Below are 17404 nucleotides of genomic sequence, written 5' to 3'. Positions count from 1 at the left end.
AACACCATGCCAAAGCGCTCAGATATTAATCACGTCCTGGTTATCGGTTCCGGCCCGATCGTCATCGGTCAGGCCTGCGAATTCGACTACTCGGGTACTCAGGCCTGCCGCGTCCTGCGCGAAGAAGGCCTCCGCGTCACCTTGATCAACTCCAACCCGGCAACGATCATGACCGACCCGGAGTTCGCAGACCATACCTACGTCGAGCCAATCGAGCCCGACTACATTGAAAAGATCCTTGTCCGCGAGGCCGAACAGGGCCACAAGGTCGACGCGATCCTGGCTACTCTTGGTGGCCAGACCGCACTTAACGCTGCCATCCAGCTCGACCGCCTGGGCATCCTGGACAAGCACAACGTCGAACTGATCGGCGCCGACATCGACGCGATTGAGCGCGGCGAGGATCGCCAGAAGTTCAAGGACATCGTGACCAAGATCGGTGGCGAGTCCGCTCGCTCCGCCGTGTGCCACAACATGGACGAAGTCCACGAGGCCGTCAAGGACCTCGGCCTGCCCGTTGTCGTGCGCCCCTCGTTTACCATGGGTGGCCTGGGTTCCGGTCTGGCGTACAACACCGAAGACCTCGAGCGCATTGCCGGCGGCGGACTGGCTGCGTCGCCAGAGGCAAACGTCCTGATCGAGGAGTCCATTCTCGGCTGGAAGGAATTCGAGCTCGAGCTCATGCGCGACGGCGACGACAACGTTGTTGTCATCGCGTCCATCGAAAACGTTGACGCACTGGGTGTCCACACCGGCGACTCCGTCACCGTGGCACCGGCTTTGACCCTGACCGATCGCGAATACCAGAAGATGCGCGACCAGGGCATCGCGATCATCCGCGAGGTCGGCGTGGACACCGGCGGCTGTAACATTCAGTTCGCGGTGAACCCCAACGACGGCCGCATCATCACCATCGAGATGAACCCACGTGTCTCGCGTTCGTCGGCACTTGCGTCGAAGGCAACCGGCTTCCCAATTGCGAAGATTGCTTCCAAGCTGGCCATTGGCTACTCGCTCGACGAGATCACCAACGACATCACCGGCGAAACCCCGGCGGCCTTCGAGCCAACGCTGGACTACGTCATTGTCAAGGCTCCACGCTTTGCTTTTGAGAAGTTCGTCGGCTCCGACGACACCCTGACCACCACCATGAAGTCGGTGGGCGAGGCCATGGGCATCGGCCGCAACTACATCCAGGGTCTGAACAAGGTCATGCGCTCGCTTGAGTCCAAGCCCAACGGGTTCTGGACCAAGTCCGACGAGTACTTCGCCGGCGAGCGTGCCACCGACCTCGACGCTGTCCTCGAGGACCTAAAGCGCCCCACCGAGGGCCGCATGTACGACGTGGAGCTGGCACTGCGCCTCGGCGCCACCATCGAGCAGGTCTACGAAGCCTCCAGCATTGACCCATGGTTCCTGGCTGAGCTCAAGGACCTGGTGGAGTTCCGCGAGATCCTGGAAAACGCTCCAGTTCTCGACGAGGCACTGCTGCGCGAAGCTAAGGTCTACGGCCTCTCCGACGCACAGATCGCCGCGCTGCGCCCAGAACTTGCGGGCGAAGACGGCGTGCGCTCCCTGCGCTGGTCCCTGGGCATCCGCCCGGTTTTCAAGACCGTGGATACCTGTGCCGGTGAGTTCGAGGCGAAGACGCCGTACCACTACTCGGCCTACGAGTACGATCCGAACGCCGAGTCCGAGATCGCTCCTCAGACCGAGAAGGAAAAGGTCATCATCCTGGGCTCCGGCCCGAACCGCATCGGCCAGGGCATCGAGTTCGACTACTCCTGTGTTCACGCAGCACTCGAGCTCTCCCGCAAGGGCTACGAAACTGTCATGGTCAACTGCAACCCAGAGACCGTGTCCACCGACTACGACACCGCAGATCGCCTCTACTTCGAGCCACTGACCTTCGAAGACGTCATGGAGATCTACAACGCAGAGTCCGAATCCGGCACCGTCGCAGGTGTCATCGTCCAGCTCGGCGGCCAGACCCCGCTTGGCCTGGCACAGCGCCTGCGCGACGCGGGTGTCCCCATCGTTGGTACCACCCCTGAGGCCATCGACCTGGCCGAGGACCGCGGAGAATTCGGCAAGGTCCTGGCAGAGGCATCCCTGCCAGCACCAGCGTTCGGCACCGCAACCTCCTTCGACGAGGCAAAGGCTGTTGCCAACGGCATTGGCTACCCAGTGCTCGTGCGTCCGTCTTATGTGCTTGGCGGCCGTGGCATGGAAATTGTTTACGACGAAGCCAGCCTGGAAGACTACATCAACCGCGCAACCGAGCTCTCCCCAGACCACCCGGTGCTCGTCGATAGGTTCTTGGACTCCGCCATCGAGATCGACGTCGACGCCCTGTGCGACGGCGAGAACGTCTACCTTGGCGGCGTGATGGAGCACATCGAGGAAGCTGGTATCCACTCCGGTGACTCGGCTTGTGCGCTGCCTCCAATGACGCTCGGCCCAGAGGACATCGAGCAGGTCCGCCGCTCTACCGAGGCACTGGCTCACGGTATCGGCGTCAAGGGCCTGATGAACGTGCAGTTCGCGCTGAAGGACGACATTTTGTACGTCATCGAGGCGAACCCACGCGCATCGCGCACCGTGCCATTCGTGTCCAAGGCTACCGGCGTGCACATGGCGAAGGCTGCATCCCGCGTCATGATGGGTGCTACCATTCCTGAGCTGCAGGAAGAGGGAATGCTGCCTACCAACTACGACGGCGGCACGCTCCCACTCGAGCACCCGATCGCAGTCAAGGAAGCAGTCTTGCCATTTACCCGCTTCCGTCGCCCGGATGGCACCATCCTGGACACCATCCTCGGCCCAGAGATGAAGTCCACCGGCGAGGTAATGGGCTTGGCAGACAACTTCGGCGTCGCGTATGCCAAGGCTGAAACTGCCGCTTTCGGCGAGCTGCCTACCAAGGGCACCGTCTTCGTCTCCGTGGCGAACCGCGACAAGCGCACGCTGATCTTCCCAATCCAGCGACTGGCCACCATGGGCTTCAAGATTCTCTCCACCGCAGGTACCGCCCAGATGCTGCGTCGCAACGGCATCGACTGCGAGGTCGTGCTCAAGGCGTCTGAGGTCCGAGAAGGTGCGGAAGGTGAGTCCATCGTCGATCGCATTAAGAACGGCGAGATCGACATGATCCTGAACACCCCGGCCGGTTCCTCCGGAGCTCGTCACGATGGCTACGAGATCCGCGCCGCCGCCGTGACCAACAACGTGCCAATCATGACCACGGTGCAGGGCGTGACCGCGGCTGTCCAAGGCATCGAGGCATTGCGTGCCAACGAGATCACCGTGACGGCTCTGCAGGAGCTCGAGCACGTTCCAGCAGATTATGTGAGCGCAGAGTAAATGCAGTTCGGTGAGCGTCTCGTCGCCGCGGGCGATGACTTTGGCAGACTGTGTGTCGGCATCGATCCGCATGCGTCTCTTCTTCAGGCGTGGGGGTTGACCGATTCGGTTGACGGCCTGCGCGAGTTCTCGCAGCGCTGCGTCGAGGCCTTCGCCGGCCACGTCGCCTTGGTGAAGCCACAGGTGGCGTTCTTCGAGCGCTTCGGTGCGCAAGGCTACGCCGTGTTGGAGGACACGATCCGTGAGCTTCGTTCGGCGGGCACGCTCGTCGTCGCCGATGCCAAGCGCGGCGACATCGGCTCCACCATGGACGGCTACGCTGAGGCCTGGCTAGGAGAGTCCTCCCCATTACAGTCCGACGCCGTCACCGTCTCGCCATACCTCGGCGTCGGCGCGCTGGCCCCGGCGATCAATCGCGGCGGCGTGTTCGTGCTCGGCGCGACATCGAATCCGGAGGCCGTCGAGTTCCAATCACGCACGCTTGACGACGACCGCACCGTGGCCCAATACATGGTCGATCAGTGCGCGGAACTCAACCAGGGATCTACTGTTGGCTCCGTCGGTGTTGTGGTCGGTGCAACGCTTGTGAATCCACCGCGACTAGATGATCTCAACGGCCCGGTATTGATGCCAGGTGTCGGTGCTCAGGGCGGAACCGTCGACGATGTGACACGTATTGCAGGTAAGAATTCTCACCTTGTTTTCCCAAGTGTTTCGCGATCGGTTCTCGGTGCTGGGCCGGACGTGCACGACCTGCGAAAACAGGTAACTGACCAGGCGAAACAGTACATTAATTAGGGCGTTTCGTCGTTTAACTAAAAAGCCTGGTAGTTTATTACCAGCAACCCGATGACGTGCTGAAATACCGGCGCGGGTGTCGTGATTGACATCGTCCGGTGTTACACTTGGCCGATGTCAGGAACTCACACCATTGAGATTCGGGTTTGATTTCCCTGTCACCAGTGCAAAGTGGTGCGCTGGTACACAACTAACTACTACGAACATGGAGGAACCCCGTGGCCCTTCCCAAGTTGACTGATGAGCAGCGCAAGGAAGCACTCGCAAAGGCAGCCGAGGCTCGCAAGAAGCGTGCAGAGCTTAAGGCATCCCTGAAGCGTGGCGAGACGAACCTCAAGGAGGTTCTGGACAAGGCACAGACCGACGAGATCATTGGCAAGACCAAGGTCTCCGCTCTCCTCGAGGCTCTGCCTAAGGTTGGCAAGGTCAAGGCTCGTGAGATCATGGAAGAGCTTGAAATCGCTCAGACCCGCCGTCTGCGTGGTCTTGGCGAGCGTCAACGTCGCGCGCTCCTCGAGCGCTTCGGCTTCTCCGAGGACTAATTCGTGCCCGGAGTCACCCCTAAGGGACGGCTCGTCGTCTTGGCTGGTCCATCTGCCGTCGGTAAGTCGACGGTAGTGAACCAACTCCGAGAATCGATTTCTGATCTGTACTTCTCGGTGTCAATGACAACTCGTGCTCCGCGCGAGGGCGAGCGAAACGGACGCGATTACTACTTCGTTTCCCGCGAAGAGTTCCAAAGCCGGATTGATGCTGGCGAGATGCTGGAGTGGGCCGATATACACGGCGGACTGCAGCGCTCCGGAACCCCTGCGGAGCCTGTTCGCGAGGCCCTCGATGAAGGCCGACCAGTTCTGGTCGAGGTCGATTTGATTGGTGCCCGCAACGTTAAGGCTTTGATGCCTGAGGCGGTCACGGTTTTCCTCGCACCTCCTTCGTGGGAAGTTTTGGTTGACCGTTTGACTTCGCGTGGGACGGAACCGCAGGAGGTCATTGACCGTCGCTTGGAAACAGCGCGAGCGGAGTTAGCAGCCCAGGATGAGTTCGATGCCGTTGTTATCAACGACGATGTGGATACCGCGGTATCTGCAATTAGTGCTATCCTTTTGGGCGAGAACAATAACAATAATGAGTAGGTGTAAGTGAGTAACGTGACCAACGAAATGGGTACGTCCGAAAACCTGGTGTATGACACGCCAGAGGGCATCACCGCCCCGCCTATCGACGAGCTTTTGACCAAAGTGTCGTCGAAGTATGCTCTGGTGATTTTCGCTGCAAAGCGCGCACGCCAGATCAACAGCTACTACCAGCAGCACGACGAGGGCGTATTCGAGTTTATCGGACCTCTTGTCACTCCTGAGCCAGGCGAGAAGCCTCTGTCCATCGCATTGCGCGAGATTCAGGCTGGACTACTTGAGCATGAAGAAGGTCAGTAACCTTCAGGCTCGCTAACAACTTCCCGTTGACCTCTTTCGAGGCAGCGGGTTTTGTTTTGCCTTCGTTCGGGTGTGTGCGGCAGGAAAGTGTCCGCACGGCGGACTGTCGAGCGACAGGTATGAGGTGGCCGAGGTCCGTCTCGGGCAACGTGGCTCGATTTTGTCCGCACGGCGGACTGTCGACTGACAGGTATGGGATGTTCGGGGAGCTGCTTGGAGGTCATGTGTGGCTGGAAAGTGTCCGCACGGCGGACTGCTGAGCGACAGGTATGGGGTAGCCGGGGTCCGTCTCGGGCGACCGTGGGTTGATTTTGTCCGCACGGCGGACTGCTGAGCGACAGGTATTGGGCGGAAGGGGACCTGTTCAGGCATGTGTGGCTCGATTTTGTCCGCACGGCGGACTGTCAACTGACAGGTATCAGGCGGGAGAATCCGCGGGAGATCCCATTTGGCTAATTCAGTATTGCTAATTAGCTCCATTTTTGGAGGATTTGGGGGTTAATTAGCTAAACACAATTAGCCAAACTCGAGCAGCGCCGGTGTTGGAAGCCTCGGGGCGACCCCAAGCACCTCCATGAACACCATGCGGAACTCATCGGAACGCTCCTTCAGCCCTGAAGCCTCTTTGTTCAGTAGAGTCGTTGAAAGAAAATGCTTTCTTCCCTCAAGGAGTCGTGTTGAATTCCCCTCGCAATATTGTCGTCGGTGTCTCTGGCGGAATCGCAGCGTATAAGGCCTGTATGTTGGTGCGAAATTTGAAAGAGTACGGCGACGACGTGCGTGTGGTGCCAACTCCCAACGCGTTGAAGTTTGTTGGCGCGGCGACCTTTGAAGCATTGTCGGGGCATCCTGTGTCGACGGAGGTGTTCGACGCGGTCGATCAGGTGCAGCATGTGCGGGTGGGTCAAGAAGCCGACCTCATTGTCATTGCCCCTGCCACTGCGGACCTGATGGCACGAATTGTTGCCGGTCGTGCTGATGATCTGCTGACAGCAACAATCCTCGTTGCTACGTGCCCGGTGGTCATTGCTCCCGCGATGCATACCGAGATGTGGAACAACCCAGCCATGGTGGCCAACGTTAAAACTCTGCGTGAGCGTGGCTTTGTCGTTCTGGAGCCTGCGCACGGTCGCTTGACGGGTAAGGATTCCGGCCCGGGTCGCATGCTCGAGCCGGACCAGATTGCAGATCTTGCCAGGACTGCACTCGAGGGCGTGGACTATTCGTACTCCCTGAAGGGGCTGAAAGTAGTTATCAGCGCGGGTGGTACCCAAGAGAACATCGACCCGGTGCGGTTCATCGGAAATCGTTCGTCGGGTCGTCAGGGCTTCGCGTTGGCGGACATAGCTGCCCACCGCGGGGCGGATGTGACCATTGTTGCAGGTGCCACTGAGGCGCTAGAAACTCCTCCGGGGGCGAACATCGTCAAGGTTCAATCCACTCGCGAGATGGAACAAGCTGTCTACGAGGCGGCGCAAGATGCGGATGTGGTCATCATGGCCGCCGCAGTGGCCGATTTCCGGCCGGATTCTGAAGCGCAGTCCAAGCTAAAGAAGGGGACTAGCGACGATTCCCTGTCCACCATCCACTTGGTGGAGAACCCAGATATTCTGGTGGGCCTCGTCGAAAAGCGACGCTCTGGAGAGCTGTCGGAAACGACGACCTTGGTGGGATTTGCGGCCGAAACCGGCGACGATGCAACGACGCCTCTGGAATACGGCCGGAAGAAACTGCAGAAGAAAGGCTGTGACCTGCTGATGGTCAATGAGGTAGCCGGGGGTCGCGTGTTCGGTGAATCCACGAACCGTGGCTGGTTGCTGGGCTCGGATGGCTCGGAAACTGTCGTGGAGGATGGCTCCAAGCACCTGGTTGCTGCCCAAATCATGGATGCAGTCGAGGAATTTCGTGTGTAATATTGCCGACTTAGACCGCTTGGTCTATATTGGTTGAGGTACCTCGCTACATTTTTGTACTACCGAATATTGTTTTGATTCAAGTAAGGAAATCCATCTACCGTGTCTGCCCCTGAGAAGTACTACCGGCTTTTTACTAGTGAGTCAGTCACTGAAGGCCACCCAGACAAGATCTGTGACGCCATTTCAGATACCGTCCTCGACGATCTGTTGAGCAAGGACCCGAACTCGCGCGTCGCCGTGGAAACCATGGTGACCACGGGTCAGGTTCACGTTGTCGGCGAAGTGACCACTACTGCGTACTCGAACATCGCTAAGTTGGTGCGCGAAAAGCTCGTCGATATCGGGTTTACTTCTTCGGACGTCGGCTTCGACGGTCATAGCTGTGGTGTCTCGATCTCCATCGGTGATCAGTCGCCGGAGATCTCGGATGGCGTGACGAAGTCTCAGGAAGTGCGCGAAAACGGGGCTACACATGAGGACGACCAAACCGGTGCTGGCGATCAGGGCCTGATGTTTGGCTACGCCACCAACGAGACCGAGGAGTACATGCCACTCCCGATCTCTACCGCCCACCGCCTCGCACGCCGTCTCACTGATGTGCGCAAGCAGGGCATCGTCGAAGGCCTGCGTCCTGACGGTAAGACCCAGGTTACCTTCGCGTACGACGGCGACGAGCCTGTGTACCTGGATACCGTGGTTATCTCCACCCAACACGACCGCGACTTCGAGCGCGCTGACCTGGAAAAGGCAATGCGTGAAGAGGTTCTGGACTGGGTGATTAAGGACGCCGGCCTGGAGAAGTACATCACCGATGACCTGAAGCTTTTGGTCAATCCTTCCGGCTCCTTCGTCCTCGGCGGCCCCATGGGTGACGCTGGCCTGACCGGTCGCAAGATCATCGTTGATACCTACGGTGGCATGGCTCGCCACGGCGGCGGCGCCTTCTCCGGCAAGGACCCATCAAAGGTGGACCGCTCCGCTGCATACGCAATGCGCTGGGTAGCCAAGAACATCGTGGCCGCCGGTCTGGCTGACCGTGCCGAGGTCCAGGTCGCGTACGCCATCGGCCGCGCGGCACCAGTCGGCCTGTACGTGGAAACCTTCGGCACTGCTAAGGAAGGTTTATCCGACTCGGATATCCAGCAGGCAGTGGAGAAGGTCTTCGATCTTCGCCCAACCGCGATCATCCGCGAGCTGGACCTGCTGCGTCCGATTTACGCGCAGACCGCGGCGTACGGTCACTTCGGTCGGACCGACATTGACCTGCCATGGGAGCAGCTGAACAAGGTCGACGACCTGAAAGCAGCAATCTAAGGCTAGAATCTGCTTGCATGAGTAACTCCCGCGCCACAGTGCATCTCCCCGTGGCGCGGGTTTTGCCTTTGCTGGGCTTAGCTCAGCTCGATCGGACCTTCGATTACCTCGTCCAAGACGACGATCTCGAGGCAGCGCAACCGGGGGTCCGGGTCCGCATCAGGTTCGCCGGCCGACTCGTAGATGCCTTCGTGATTGAGCGTGCGGCCACCACTGAGCACGAGGGCTCGCTGCGCTATATCGAGCGGGTGATCTCGCCTGATGTGGTCTATCCGAAGCGGATCCAGAAGCTCGTGGATGCCCTCGCCGAGCGCTATGCCGGCGTGCGTTCTGACATCCTTCGGGCCGCGATTCCGGCGCGCCACGCGGGCGCGGAGAAAACTGATTCGGACACCCCGTGGGAAAAACTTGGCACCGTCACCGAACCGGACCTGTCCGCGTGGGCGGAGTACGAAAACGGGACGTCTTTCGTGGACGCCATCTTGGACGGGAAGCTGGCACGCGCTGCGTGGCAGGTCGCACCGGGGGATCACTGGCCCACGATTATTGCCACCCTCGGAGCGAAAGTCGCCATCGAGGGCGGGGGAGTACTCATCGTCGTTCCCGATCAGCGCGACGTCGACGCTTGCGAAGCAGCACTAAAAGAAATCATCGGCGCGCGCCAGATCACGGTACTCACCGCGTCGCAGGGCCCACAGGCGCGCTACTCGCGCTTTTTGTCGATTCTCCATGGTCAGGGCCGCGTGGTCGTCGGCACGCGATCTGCTGCTTTCGCTCCTGTGCAGGACCTGAAGTTGATGGTGATCATGCACGACGGCGATGACAATCTGATCGATCCACGCGCGCCCTATCCGCATGCGCGGGAGGTATTAACCACGCGATCCGCGATTGAAAAGGCGTCGCTGATTATTGGCGGACATTCGCGCACAGCCGAGACGCAGCTGCTCGTCGAGTCCGGCTGGGCCCACGACCTGATCGCTCCGCGGCACACCTTGCGGTCGAAGGCGCCGTATATCCACGCAGCCGGGGATAGCGATTTCGAACTCGCCCGCGATCCACGCGCCGGCGCAGCGCGACTGCCATCGGTGGCCTTCGAGGCTGCACGGCGTTCGCTTGCACGCGGCAAACCCGTGCTTTTTCAAGTCCCGCGCACCGGATACGTGCAGTCGCTGGCCTGCGGGACGTGTCGCACACCCTCGCGGTGTCGCTGGTGCAACGGCCCGCTCGGGCTGCCCTCGGGAGGCGAAGCAGCCGCCCCAACGTGCCGCTGGTGCGGGCGCATGGACGCAGCGCACACCTGCGGCAATTGCGGATCGCGCAAGATCCGCGCCGTGGTGATCGGTACCGCGCGCACGGCCGAAGAGCTCGGTCGCGCCTTCCCGTCGACGCGCGTCGTCTCGTCGTGGGGCGATCGCATCCAAGATACGGTGGAGCACGCGCCGATGATCGTCGTGGCCACGCCAGGAGCAGAGCCGAGAGTGCTTAGCGACGACCCCACCTACGGGGCTGCAGTCTTGCTGGACACCTGGGCGTTGCTCGGGCGTCCCGATTTACGCGCGGTGGAGGACACCTTGGAAAAGTGGGCGGCAACGGCCACGTTGGTCTCCCCGCAGATGCAGCAGGGAGAAGTCGTCGTGGTCGCCGATCCGGCTCTGCCCGCGGTGCAGCATCTGATCCGCTGGGACATGCCGGGGCACGCAGCCTTGGAACTCAGTCAACGCAGAGAAGTGGGATTTCCGCCGGCGGTGCACATGGCCGCGGTCGACGCACCAGCTGTGTCGCTGGAGCACTTCCAGGAACTGCTGGAACTTCCGGAGCATGCCGAGATTCTGGGCCCCGTGGACCTGCCTCCGGGCAATGACTTGCCCGGCACGTGGGATACCCAAAAGCTGGGCCCAGCGCAGCGGATTCTCATTCGGACTCCGCTGCACGGGCGCAACGCTCTTGGCACGGCGCTCCGGGCAGCGCAGATCAATCGGGCGACCCGGAAAGACCGCAACGATGGCGCCCCAGTGCGGATCCAGGTTGATCCGATCCACATCGGTTAGCGTGTCTAGCGCACAAGTACACTAGTAAGCGATCATTCACTTGTGCATAGAAAGGATGCCCTGCACGCTATGGCAATCCGCGAAATCCGCCTCTTTGGTGACCCGGTGCTAACCACGCGGTCTTCCGAGGTCACTACATTCGATTCTTCTCTTGACCGGTTGGTGGAAGACATGTTGGAGACCATGGATGACGCAGGCGGTGTCGGTCTGGCCGCAAACCAGATCGGTTTGACGAAGCGGATCTTCGTGTTTGATTGCACCGGTATTGAAAGCGGCCTGCGTGGCCACATCATCAACCCGGTGTGGGAGCCCTTGGACGACACTGTGCAGATTGGATCAGAGGGCTGCCTGTCCATTCCGGACATTTCAATGGACACCGAGCGCTACGACAATGTCGTCGTGCGCGGGCAGGATAGCCGTGGCAGGAATATCTCCATTCAGGCTAGTGGCCTGTTGGCGCGTTGCATCCAGCATGAAACTGACCACCTTGACGGAGTCCTATTCCTCAAGCGCCTCGATCCACAATCGCGGAAAGAAGCGATGGGAATCATCCGCGCCGCTGATTGGTTTAAGGAGAACTAATGCGCCTTATTTTTGCCGGCACCCCGGATCCAGCGGTGGTTGCCTTTGAAAAGCTCTTAGGCAGTAAACACGAGATCGTCGCCGTGCTCACTCAGCCTGACGCGCGTCGTGGACGCGGTCGCAGCTTGCACCCATCCCCAGTCAAGGCTTTGGCTACGCAGCACGGCATCGAGGTGCTCACCCCCTCGACGCTGAAGGCGGGCACTGACGACGGGGATGCTGTGCGAGCTCGCCTCAAGGAGCTGGCACCGGATGCCGTTCCTGTCGTGGCCTACGGCAACCTCATCCCTGCCGATCTCCTCGATGTGGCCGAGCACGGCTGGATCAACCTCCACTTTTCCCTTCTGCCGGCTTGGCGCGGGGCAGCACCTGTGCAGGCAGCGATCCGCGCGGGCGACGAGATCACCGGCGCGACGACTTTCCGCATCGACGAGGGGCTAGATACTGGCGATATCCTAGGCACCGTCACCGAGGAGATCCGCCCCACCGATACCGCCGATGACCTGCTGACACGCCTGGCCTATTCCGGTGGTGATCTGCTCGTGGCCACGATGGATCTCCTAGAGTCCGGCCAGGCCGACCCGCAGCCACAGGTTGGCGAGGCTTCGCACGCCGCGAAGATCACCACCGAGGATGCACGTATCTCCTGGTCGCAGCCGGGATTCGCCATCGACCGTCACATCCGCGCGCACACCCCAGGCCCAGGGGCATGGACCACGCTGAGCGGAGAGAGGTTCAAGGTGGGACCTATTTCGCTTCTCGACGAAGCCACGCTCGCTCCCGGCGAGCTGCGCATCGAGAAGAACGCGGTATTCGTGGGTACTGGCACAGTGGATGCCAAACTGGGCAACATCCAGCCACCAGGAAAGAAGTCCATGGATGCTGCTGCGTGGGCGCGTGGCCTGAATTCCCAGGGCACAGACGCAGTAGACGGTGCAGATGAGGCAGCAGACAAGGTGGTTTTTGAATGAGTGGAGGATTTCGTTCCCGTTCGGCTGGCCGCCGGGACAAACCAGAGCAACGCGCTGAGAAGCCTGCGGGAAAACCTGCCGGAAAACCAGCGGCACGGCCCAAGAAGGGACCTGCGAAGAAGGCAGGTGCAAAGCAGAACCCCAAGCGGGGCAGCACCGGAATCGATGCCCCACGCCTAGCAGCCTTCGACGTACTGCGGCGCGTCGCCGAGGACGGTGCTTACGCGAACTTGACGCTTCCAAAGATGTTGCGCGACCGCAAAATCAAGGACCGCGACGCTGCCTTCGCTACCGAGATCACCTACGGCACGCTGCGCACACTTGGTGTTCTCGACGCAGTCATTGCCAAGGCGTCCTCGCGCCCCCTTGATCAGATTGCGCCCGAGGTTCTTGACGCACTGCGTCTTGGCACCTATCAGGTGCTGTATACCCGCGTTGAACCTCACGCCGCCGTGGACACCTCTGTCCGGCTTGTAGAGGAATCCGGCAATGAGCAAGCTAAGGGCTTCGCCAACGGTATCCTGCGGACGATCACGCGGAAGCCTGCGCAGAAGTGGATCGAAGAGCTCACACCGCAAGGAGAACTGGCGGCTGTTGCCTTCCGAACCGCGCACCCCGAGTGGATTGCGCGCTCGTTTTCCAGAGCAGTGGGGCTCGGCGAGCTCGAAGAAGCCCTCGAAGCGGATTCCCAGCGTCCCGTGGTGCATCTTGTTGCGCGTCCCGGTGAGATGTCTGCTGAAGAGCTCGCCCTGGTTACCGGTGGGGAGGAAGGCCAGTACTCGCCGTACGCCGTCTACCTTCCCGAAGGAGATCCGGGTCAGCTCGAACCCGTCCGCGATGGACTCGCCGCTGTGCAGGACGAGGGCTCCCAGCTGATCGCGCGCGCCGTCACGGAAGTCGAAGTGGACGACGATCAAGGCCGTTGGCTTGATCTCTGCGCAGGTCCAGGCGGCAAGGCCGCACTCATGGGTGCGTTGGCTCGCATCGACGGCGCCTCAGTGGACGCTATCGAAGTCAGTGAGCATCGCGCCGAACTGATCCGCAAGACCGTCGCTGGCCTGCCGGTCAAGGTTCATCTCGCCGACGGCCGTAACCCAGGACTTGAACCAGGCTTCGACCGCGTCCTCGTCGACGCGCCGTGCTCGGGTCTCGGCGCCCTGCGGCGTCGTCCTGAAGCTCGCTGGAAGAAGACCGAAGACGATATCGCTGAGCTCAACGTGCTCCAACAGGAGCTGCTCGAAAGCGCCGTGAACCTGGTCAAGCCCGGGGGAGTTGTGGTCTACTCCACCTGTTCGCCGGACTTGCGGGAGACGCGGGGCATCGTCGATAAGGTGCTCAAAGAGGGCCACGTCGAAGAACTGAACGCCCACGACTATGTCGAGGGAATGGATAATGTCGGCGACAATCTCAGCGTGCAGATGTGGCCACATCGCCACGGCACAGATGCAATGTTTTTCGCCGTTTTGAGGAAAACCGAACAGGTAGGATAGATGTCATGCCCGCACCATATATTGCACCCTCCATCTTGGCCGCAGACTATACCGCTCTCGGCGAGGATATAAAGAAGATCGACAACGCCGACTGGATCCACGTGGACATCATGGATGGCCACTTCGTTCCCAACCTGTCCTTTGGGCCGGATGTGACCGCTGCCGTTGACGGCATCACTGATAAGCACCTTGACGTGCACATCATGATCGAGGAGCCCGAGAAGTGGATCGATACCTACATTAAGGCTGGCGCCGACACGATCATCTTCCACGTCGAAGCCACCGACGATCATGTCGCCCTTGCAAAGGACATCCGTTCCAAGGGTGTGCGCTCAGGTTTCGCTATCAAGCCAGGCACTGCCATCGAGCCTTACCTCGACGACCTCGAGCACTTCGACGAAGTCATCGTCATGAGCGTCGAGCCAGGCTTTGGCGGACAGAAGTTCATGCCGGAGATGCTGGAGAAGGTCCGCACGCTGCGCAAGGCTATCGACGAGCGCGGCCTGGACGTCACCATCGAGATCGACGGTGGCATCAACGAGTCCACCATCGCCGAGGCCGCAGAGGCCGGCGTCGATGCGTTCGTCGCTGGCTCCGCAGTCTTCGGTAAGGATGACCCTGCGGCGGCAGTAGAGAAGCTGCGCGAACTTGCTCAGCAGTAGTGATGCGATCGCCGCGGGCCATGCGGTCCGCGGCACGACCAGCCCGAACCCTCCCGTGGGGTGCGCGCTTTACGACGATGCAGGTCGCCTGATTACCACCGGTGGCACTGAACCCGCCGGCGGGGCCCATGCAGAAATCGTGGCGCTGCGCGCCGCGGGAGACCAAGCGCGCGGCGCAACCGCCGTAGTCACCCTCGAGCCCTGTAACCACACCGGGCGCACCGGACCCTGCAGCCACGCGTTGGCGGAGGCGGGAGTCGCACGGGTGGTGTATCTGACGGCCGATCCGAACCCGTTGGCCGTAGGTGGCGCGCAGTATCTGCGCGAGCAGGGTGTCGAGGTGGAATTCCGGCCGACCGAAGTCGCCGACCTGCAGCCGTGGCTGACTGCGCTCGAGCTTGAGCGCCCTCATGTCACCGTGAAATACGCCGCCAGTCTCGATGGATTTACGGCAGCCCCGGATGGGACAAGCCAGTGGATCACCGGTGCGACCGCTCGCGAAGCGGTGCACGTGGACCGCACGAAACGTGATGCCATCATCATCGGCACTGGTACAGCCCTTGCCGATAACCCCTCGCTGACTGCCAGAAAGCTGGACGGCAGCCTGTACGGGAACCAACCGCGGCGTGTGGTCGTCGGTACGCGAGAGGTGCCGGAAGGAAATCTCACCCAATTGGGTTATGAACAGTACAGCACTCTCGACGAAGCGCTGCGGGCGTTATACGACACTGGCGCGCGCGACGTCCTCGTCGAAGGCGGAGCGGGCTTGCTCACGAGTGTGCTTGAGGCCGATCTTGCCGATCGGATTCAGGCGTATCTTGCGCCCATGCTCATGGGCGGCGGCAATGGAGTCGTTATGCGTCCGCTCGCGGAAACCTTGGCGTCAATGCCTCGATTCGCGCTGGAGAATGTTCAACAATTAGGCGAAGACCTACTGATCAACTTAAAGAGGAAACAAAACTAGATGTTTACAGGCTTAGTCGAGGAGATCGGCACCGTCGGTGCTACGGAACAATTGGGTGACTCCGTGCGGATTTCTATTCACGCCCCGAAGGTCACCTCCGATGCGACACTCGGTGATTCCATCTCGGTCGACGGCGTGTGCCTGACCGTGGTCACGAACGAAGGGGACGTCTTTACCGCGGACGTGATGCAGGAAACGCTCAACCGCTCCCGCCTGGGAACCTACACGGAAGGCTCGCGGGTGAACCTCGAGCGCGCGATGCAGGTCGGCGATCGCTTCGGTGGCCACATTGTGCAAGGTCACGTCGATGGTGTGGCGGAGCTGCTCAGCCGCGAAGCCTCGGAGCACTGGGAAGTATTCCGCTTTAGCTTGCCCGAGCAGCTCAACAAGTACGTCGTGGAGAAGGGTTCTATCACTGTCAATGGGACCTCGCTGACCGTCTCGTCGCTGGGCGCTGACTACTTTGAGGTGTCGTTGATCCCGACAACGTTGGCGGATACCACCGCCGGCGATTTGGCACCAGGGGATCCGGTGAACTTGGAAGTCGACGTTGTAGCCAAGTACGTCGAGAAAATGGTCACAGAGTAGAGTTAACCGGCATGAGTGAGAGCACTATTCGTCTAGATTCTGTAGAAGACGCGGTCGCTGCCATTGCGCGCGGCGAAGCCGTAGTCGTGGTCGACGACGAGAGTCGCGAGAACGAGGGCGACCTGATTTTTGCCGCCGATAAAGCCACCCCTGAGCTGGTGTCCTTTATGGTGCGCTACACCTCTGGATACATCTGCGTCGCTATGAACGACGAGCGCGCTGATGCCCTCAACCTGCCGCCGATGGTGGCGCGCAACCAGGATGCGCGGGCCACTGCCTACACGGTCACCGTGGATGCGAACACCGGTTCCACAGGCATTTCGGCTACCTCTCGCGCAGAGACGATCCGCCGGCTCGGCGATCCGGACGCGCAGATCGGCGATTTTACTCGCCCTGGTCACATCGTACCTCTGCGGGCTCGCCCCGGTGGCGTCCTCGAGCGCGACGGACACACGGAAGCCACCGTGGACCTGGCACGCATGGCGGGCCTATCGCCCGTTGGCGCACTGTGCGAGATCGTCTCCGAGGACGATCCGACGGACATGGCGCGTGCCGACGAGCTCCGCGCGTTCTCGGATAAGCATGGCCTGAAAATGATCTCGATTGAGCAGTTGATTGAGTATCGTCGCCACGCGGAAAAGCAGGTTGAGCGGATTACCAGCGCGAAGCTGCCTACCGAATTCGGTGAGTTCACTGCCTATGGTTACCGCCACTTAATCGATGGCAACGAGCACATCGTGCTTGTCGTCGGTGATGTAGAAAAAGCCGATGATGTGCTTGTGCGAGTCCATTCGGAATGCCTGACCGGTGACGTGTTTACCTCGACACGATGCGATTGTGGCCAACAGCTCCATGAGTCGATGCGTCGCGTGCAAGAGGCCGGAAACGGTGTCATTGTCTACCTGCGCGGGCAAGAGGGCCGAGGGATCGGTCTGTTGAACAAGCTGAAAGCGTACAGCCTGCAGGACAAGGGGATGGACACCGTTGATGCAAACCTCGAGCAGGGACTTCCTGCTGATGCACGCGAGTATTCCGTGGCCGGTCAAATCCTCGCGGATCTTGGGCTCGATTCTTTCCAATTGATGACGAATAATCCGCTCAAGACCGCGGCGATGGATGGTTTCGGCCCGAAGGTGGCCGGTCGCGTTAAGATCGACATTATTCCGACCCACGACAATATCCGTTACCTGCGTACCAAGCGCGATCGCATGGGCCACGACCTTCCTTCGGTCAGCGAATGGGATGCAACTCATCCAGAACCAGGAGTGTAAT

15 protein-coding genes are annotated in these 17404 nt (G+C 60.6%); all 15 read left to right on the top strand.

Features of this window, described 5'->3' with window-relative positions; genetic code table 11:
- Positions 1–6: 6 nt before the first annotated feature.
- The gene (carB, locus tag A37O_RS0100815; protein ID WP_018295592.1) at positions 7–3363 is read left to right on the top strand and encodes a carbamoyl-phosphate synthase large subunit; all 3357 of its coding nucleotides are present in this window, start codon (positions 7–9) and stop codon (positions 3361–3363) included.
- Positions 3364–4161, top strand: coding sequence for an orotidine-5'-phosphate decarboxylase (gene pyrF, locus A37O_RS0100810; RefSeq protein WP_018295591.1), 798 nt, complete (start codon positions 3364–3366; stop codon positions 4159–4161).
- Between the two features lie 218 nt (positions 4162–4379).
- On the top strand, positions 4380–4703 hold the full coding sequence (gene mihF, locus A37O_RS0100805; protein ID WP_018295590.1) for an integration host factor, actinobacterial type: 324 nt from the start codon (positions 4380–4382) through the stop codon (positions 4701–4703).
- A 3-nt stretch (positions 4704–4706) separates the two neighbouring features.
- Positions 4707–5297, top strand: coding sequence for a guanylate kinase (gmk, locus tag A37O_RS0100800; protein WP_018295589.1), 591 nt, complete (start codon positions 4707–4709; stop codon positions 5295–5297).
- Between the two features lie 6 nt (positions 5298–5303).
- Positions 5304–5597 (top strand): DNA-directed RNA polymerase subunit omega, encoded by a 294-nt coding sequence (gene rpoZ / locus A37O_RS0100795; RefSeq protein ID WP_018295588.1) that lies wholly within the window; start codon positions 5304–5306, stop codon positions 5595–5597.
- A gap of 674 nt (positions 5598–6271) precedes the next feature.
- Positions 6272–7510: a bifunctional phosphopantothenoylcysteine decarboxylase/phosphopantothenate--cysteine ligase CoaBC gene (gene coaBC / locus A37O_RS0100790; protein WP_018295587.1), complete on the top strand. Its 1239-nt coding sequence runs from the start codon at positions 6272–6274 to the stop codon at positions 7508–7510.
- 102 nt (positions 7511–7612) lie between these two features.
- On the top strand, positions 7613–8827 hold the full coding sequence (gene metK, locus A37O_RS0100785; protein ID WP_018295586.1) for a methionine adenosyltransferase: 1215 nt from the start codon (positions 7613–7615) through the stop codon (positions 8825–8827).
- 17 nt (positions 8828–8844) lie between these two features.
- Positions 8845–10875, top strand: coding sequence for a primosomal protein N' (locus A37O_RS0100780; RefSeq protein ID WP_026196015.1), 2031 nt, complete (start codon positions 8845–8847; stop codon positions 10873–10875).
- Between the two features lie 69 nt (positions 10876–10944).
- Complete coding sequence (def, locus tag A37O_RS0100775; RefSeq protein WP_018295584.1) at positions 10945–11457, top strand: peptide deformylase; 513 nt, start codon at positions 10945–10947, stop codon at positions 11455–11457.
- Positions 11457–12428, top strand: coding sequence for a methionyl-tRNA formyltransferase (gene fmt, locus A37O_RS0100770; RefSeq protein WP_018295583.1), 972 nt, complete (start codon positions 11457–11459; stop codon positions 12426–12428). The genes def and fmt overlap by 1 nt, the downstream gene beginning before the upstream one ends.
- Complete coding sequence (locus A37O_RS0100765; RefSeq protein ID WP_018295582.1) at positions 12425–13918, top strand: transcription antitermination factor NusB; 1494 nt, start codon at positions 12425–12427, stop codon at positions 13916–13918. Before fmt ends, A37O_RS0100765 begins: the two co-directional genes overlap by 4 nt.
- 5 nt (positions 13919–13923) lie before the next feature.
- Positions 13924–14580 carry a ribulose-phosphate 3-epimerase gene (gene rpe / locus A37O_RS0100760; RefSeq protein ID WP_018295581.1) on the top strand — a complete coding sequence of 219 codons (657 nt, stop codon included), beginning with the start codon at positions 13924–13926 and terminating at the stop codon, positions 14578–14580.
- The gene (gene ribD / locus A37O_RS0100755; RefSeq protein WP_018295580.1) at positions 14567–15544 is read left to right on the top strand and encodes a bifunctional diaminohydroxyphosphoribosylaminopyrimidine deaminase/5-amino-6-(5-phosphoribosylamino)uracil reductase RibD; all 978 of its coding nucleotides are present in this window, start codon (positions 14567–14569) and stop codon (positions 15542–15544) included. Before rpe ends, ribD begins: the two co-directional genes overlap by 14 nt.
- Positions 15545–16132, top strand: a complete 588-nt coding sequence (locus tag A37O_RS0100750; protein ID WP_018295579.1) for a riboflavin synthase — start codon at positions 15545–15547, stop codon at positions 16130–16132.
- 11 nt (positions 16133–16143) lie between these two features.
- Positions 16144–17403, top strand: a complete 1260-nt coding sequence (locus A37O_RS0100745) for a bifunctional 3,4-dihydroxy-2-butanone-4-phosphate synthase/GTP cyclohydrolase II (RefSeq protein ID WP_018295578.1) — start codon at positions 16144–16146, stop codon at positions 17401–17403.
- Position 17404: the final 1 nt, after the last annotated feature.

This window comes from Corynebacterium lubricantis DSM 45231, from assembly GCF_000379425.1.
Classification (GTDB): Bacteria; Actinomycetota; Actinomycetes; order Mycobacteriales; family Mycobacteriaceae; genus Corynebacterium; species Corynebacterium lubricantis.
The sequence above is the reverse complement of the archived record's forward strand: the minus strand, read 5'-3'. Positions and strand labels throughout refer to the sequence as shown.